The organism is Flavobacterium sp., from assembly GCF_043773265.1.
Lineage (GTDB): Bacteria > Bacteroidota > Bacteroidia > Flavobacteriales > Flavobacteriaceae > Flavobacterium.
The window spans coordinates 1-3,971 of record NZ_JAYVFH010000033.1; the positions used below are offsets into that span (position 1 = coordinate 1).

General features: G+C 27.9%; 5 protein-coding genes. 1 reads left to right on the forward strand and 4 read right to left on the reverse strand.

Annotated features, from left to right (window positions below; genetic code table 11):
- Positions 1 to 134 precede the first annotated feature (134 nt).
- The 3 genes from ACH2BO_RS01670 to ACH2BO_RS01680 all read right to left on the reverse strand — a co-directional run bounded on the left by ACH2BO_RS01670 (position 135) and on the right by ACH2BO_RS01680 (position 1,722).
- The gene (locus ACH2BO_RS01670; protein ID WP_395043027.1) at positions 135 to 653 is read right to left on the reverse strand and encodes a DUF4252 domain-containing protein; all 519 of its coding nucleotides are present in this window, start codon (positions 651 to 653) and stop codon (positions 135 to 137) included.
- A gap of 120 nt (positions 654 to 773) precedes the next feature.
- Positions 774 to 1,226 (reverse strand): hypothetical protein, encoded by a 453-nt coding sequence (locus tag ACH2BO_RS01675; protein ID WP_395043028.1) that lies wholly within the window; start codon positions 1,224 to 1,226, stop codon positions 774 to 776.
- Entirely contained in the window at positions 1,213 to 1,722 is a 510-nt protein-coding gene (locus ACH2BO_RS01680; protein WP_395043029.1) for an RNA polymerase sigma factor, read from the reverse strand. Before ACH2BO_RS01680 ends, ACH2BO_RS01675 begins: the two co-directional genes overlap by 14 nt.
- A gap of 128 nt (positions 1,723 to 1,850) precedes the next feature.
- On the opposite strand from ACH2BO_RS01680, the gene ACH2BO_RS01685 reads away from it, so the two are divergent.
- The gene (locus tag ACH2BO_RS01685) at positions 1,851 to 3,257 is read left to right on the forward strand and encodes a S41 family peptidase (RefSeq protein WP_395043030.1); all 1,407 of its coding nucleotides are present in this window, start codon (positions 1,851 to 1,853) and stop codon (positions 3,255 to 3,257) included.
- Positions 3,258 to 3,398: 141 nt separating this feature from the next.
- Here ACH2BO_RS01685 and ACH2BO_RS01690 read toward each other — a convergent pair.
- Positions 3,399 to 3,971: TonB-dependent receptor domain-containing protein (locus tag ACH2BO_RS01690; RefSeq protein WP_395043031.1), on the reverse strand; the 573-nt coding region annotated here is incomplete at its 5' end.

Sequence of the window (3,971 nt, forward strand, 5' to 3'; positions counted from 1 at the left end):
TGCCGTCAAAATAAATTAGTTGGAAGTTGGAAGTTGGAAGTTGGGAGTTTTGCAAATAGCTCTTAAATTCAGTATTTACACATTCAACATTATTGATATTGTATTTTTGCAATTGATATTGACATTGAAAAGATTTATTTCTTTTTAGATGCTTTTTTCAAATCATCGCCACCAGGCAAATTCATTTTATCTGTCAATACAGAAAGTTCATCAATATCAAAGTTTCCTGTTAACGACATTAATACCGTTTCTTCTTTTCCAGAACCTTCAATAAACATTAAAAGCTCTTTTATTTGTGTATCTGTCGATCCGCTTTTTACATAAATTTTTATGTTTTTACCTTTTTCATTAATTCGCATTAACTCTTCAAGACCAGCAGTTTTAATAAATTTTTCGGCAACAGCTTTCATCTCGTCGCTTTTTTTATCGCTTTGCGTAACAAATACTTTTAGGTTATCAAGCTTTTTAATTAATGCTAAATATTGTTGTGTTTCTTTATCTTTAGTATCAACTTTACTCATTAAAGTAAACATTTTTTTGTTTACAATAATGGTGGTAATGTCATCTTGATTATCGAATTTATCGAAAACAGATTGTGCAAAAAACGTATTAGAAACTAATACTAAAACTACTATTAAAATTATTTTTCTCATTTTTTCTATTTTTTAATTTAATCTGAATTTAATCTGAATTTATTTCAGATTGTGTTGATTTAATCTGAATTTATTTCAGATTCTGTTGATTTAATCTGAATTTATTTCAGATTCTTTGTTTTATTTTTTAAAAATTCTATTCTTTGATGTTTCATATTCTGTAATATAATTCACGCTTTCAATTCCAGTATTTACGTGTTTAGACAATAATGCCAATGCTTTTTGAGTTTCCTTTAAAGCTACTTCTGGATTTTCATAAGTTCCATATTCTGATGGAATCTTAGCTTGTTCGTTATTAGTATACATAAACATTCCAACACCTAGAAAAACAGTTACACTTGCTGCAATTGCTAACCATGTTGCTTTTTTAAGCGTTTTAGTTTCTAGTGGTAACGTTGCTTTAAATTGTTCCTTTTTTTCTTTTTCAAAATACCCAAAAACAATTTGATATTGCTGTAAATGCTGCGCAACATTTGATGAAGAAAAATATACTTTAAGTTCCTTTTCTTCGGCAATACTTGTTTGTGCTTCAAAGTATTTTTCTACTAATTGTTCTATTCTATCTAATGCCATAATTATGCGTTTTAGTCAAATATTCTCTTATCGTTTTTCGTGCTCTAGAAAGTGCTACTCGAATTGCAGTTTCATTCATATCCAATATTTTTGCAATTTCTTCAAATTCATATTGCTCAATATCTCTCATTTGTATAATTAATTTTTGCTGTTCTGGCAATTCATTAATTACTTTTTCTACCCAATTTAAACTGTCTTTGTCTTCTAGTTTTTGTTGTAAACTAGCTTCTCTATCAGTATAATTAGTATGAACAATTGTCATATTACTTGCTCGTTTCGACTTTAATTGATCCAAACAATAATTTTTAGTCATTGTCATTGCAAGTGCTTCTACACTTTTATATTCGTCTAAACCTTCGTTTTTTGTCCACAATTTTACAAGAACTTCTTGCGTTGCATCTTGAGCTTCTTCTGTACTAACGAGCAATCTTTTTGCCAACCGAAAGAGCTTGTCTTTAAACGGATTGATTAGTAGTATAAACTCGTTTTGATTCATTTTTTTGGGTTGATTTGATTGATTTGATTCGTGCTTATATAGTAAAGACGAAGCACATTTATTTTTGTTACAAGAAAAAATTATTTTTTTACAATTTTCACTAAATTTGAATAAAATTCTAATAAAAAATGAAATTTAAAATTTCAATACTAGCACTTTTTATCTTTTTTACAACTACCAATTGCGATACTAAAGACGATTTATACGTTCCAGAATCGTTGCAAATTAATGATTTTGTTTGGAAAGGAATGAATCTTTATTATTTATGGCAAAATGAGGTTACAAATTTGCAAGACGAACGATTTGCAAATCAAGACGATTTAAATAATTTTTTAACCAATTATTCCAATCCAAAAGACTTATTTAATTCGCTTAGAGTTGATAATTCTATTGATAGATTTAGTGTGATTTTTGATAATTATGAAACTTTAGAAGGAATACTTTCTGGAACTACTTTAAATAATGGTGTAGATTTTGGATTAAAATTTAAAGCCGGAAGTACAACAGATTTATTTGGTTGGGTTAGATACATTATTCCAAATAGTGATGCTGCTACTAAAAATATTTCTCGCGGAACTATTTTTTATGCCATAAATGGAACATCGTTAACCATTTCTAATTACCAAGAATTACTAAAAAATGTAACACAAACTTTAAATCTTGCCGATTACGATAACGGAAACATATCTCCAAACGGACAATCGGTAACCGTTACCAAAACCAATTTATCTGAAAATCCAGTTTTAATTTCAAATGTTATAAATCAAGGCAATAAAAAAATAGGATATTTAGTTTACAACGGATTTTTTCCAAATTACGAATCGCAATTAAATACTGCTTTTGCAAATTTAAAATCGCAACAAATTACCGATTTAGTTTTAGATTTACGTTATAATTCTGGTGGATCAATTTCAACTGCAACTCGATTGGCAAGTATGATAACTGGTCAATTTACCAATCAAGTGTTTGCAAGAGAAGTTTGGAATGCTAAACTGCAAGCTTATTGGAATGCAACCAATCCAAATCAATTGATAGATAATTTTACAGACAAACTAGCAAATGGAAGCGCAATTGCAAGTTTAAATTTGACTAAAATTTATGTTTTAACTTCCAAAAGTACAGCATCGGCAAGCGAATTAGTAATAAACGGATTGAAACCTTATATTAATGTAATTCAAATTGGCGATGTAACAACTGGTAAAAATGTAGGTTCAATAACATTATACGATTCTCCAAATTTTGGAAAAGCCAACAGAAGTTCTAAACACAAATATGCAATGCAACCAATTGTATTAAAAACAGTTAACAATGCAGGATTTGGCGATTATCAAAACGGATTACAACCTAATTTTCTATTAACAGAAAATCTATCAAATTTGGGAATTTTAGGAAATACCGACGAACCATTATTGAATGTTGCATTGAATCAAATAATGGCTAGTGGAAAAGTTATACCGCAATCAACATCAATTAATTTAACTGATTTTGATGATGTTGATTTTTTGGAATTTGGAATGTATAGTGAGGTAAAATAAATTTAAAATCTAATAATTATTTTTAAAGATACACTAAAATAATATAAACCATTAAGGCAGTAAGAAAATTAAGTTAAATCTCTTATAAAGACCAAAACTCTTAATGAACCTTAATACCTTAATGGTTTTAAATTTAAAAAACTACAAGTTTATATTCAATCCTAATCTAAAATTTCTTCCACGAGTTGAATAGCCAATATTTTCAACAAAATCTTCGTTAAAAATATTTGTTGCAGCTCCAAAAATAGTCAATCTGTTTTTTACCAATTCATATTTAATTAAACCATTAAATAATCGGTAAGAACTTAAATTTACATTGGCTACAGCAAAAGTAGTTCCATCAAAGAAAGCATCTTTTCTTGCATCAACATATTGATAATTAGCATTTAAAAATAACTTTTTACTAGCTTGAAAATCTAGTGAAGCATTTATTTTATGTTTAGGAATTAATCTATCTAAAGCTTCGTCAACTTGCGTAAAAGTATAATTAGTATTCAATTTTACTTTAGAATTTACAGCATAACTCAATTCTGTTTCAACACCTTTTGCTTTGTTAACTCCTTCAATAGTAACATATTGACCAACAAATGTCATATTGTCAAAATAAAAACCGATAGTATTATTTTGTTCTCTATAAAATCCTACTGCGTTAAAATTTAGTTTTTTATCTAATAAATTAACTTCAAAACCTGTTTCAATGGTACTGTTTTTTTC

Coding starts and splice junctions, on each gene's coding strand:
- ACH2BO_RS01670 (WP_395043027.1), bottom strand. CDS start 653: ATGAGAAAAATAATTTTAATAGTAGTTTTAGTATTAGTTTCTAATACG.
- ACH2BO_RS01675 (WP_395043028.1), bottom strand. CDS start 1,226: ATGGCATTAGATAGAATAGAACAATTAGTAGAAAAATACTTTGAAGCA.
- ACH2BO_RS01680 (WP_395043029.1), bottom strand. CDS start 1,722: ATGAATCAAAACGAGTTTATACTACTAATCAATCCGTTTAAAGACAAG.
- ACH2BO_RS01685 (WP_395043030.1), top strand. CDS start 1,851: ATGAAATTTAAAATTTCAATACTAGCACTTTTTATCTTTTTTACAACT.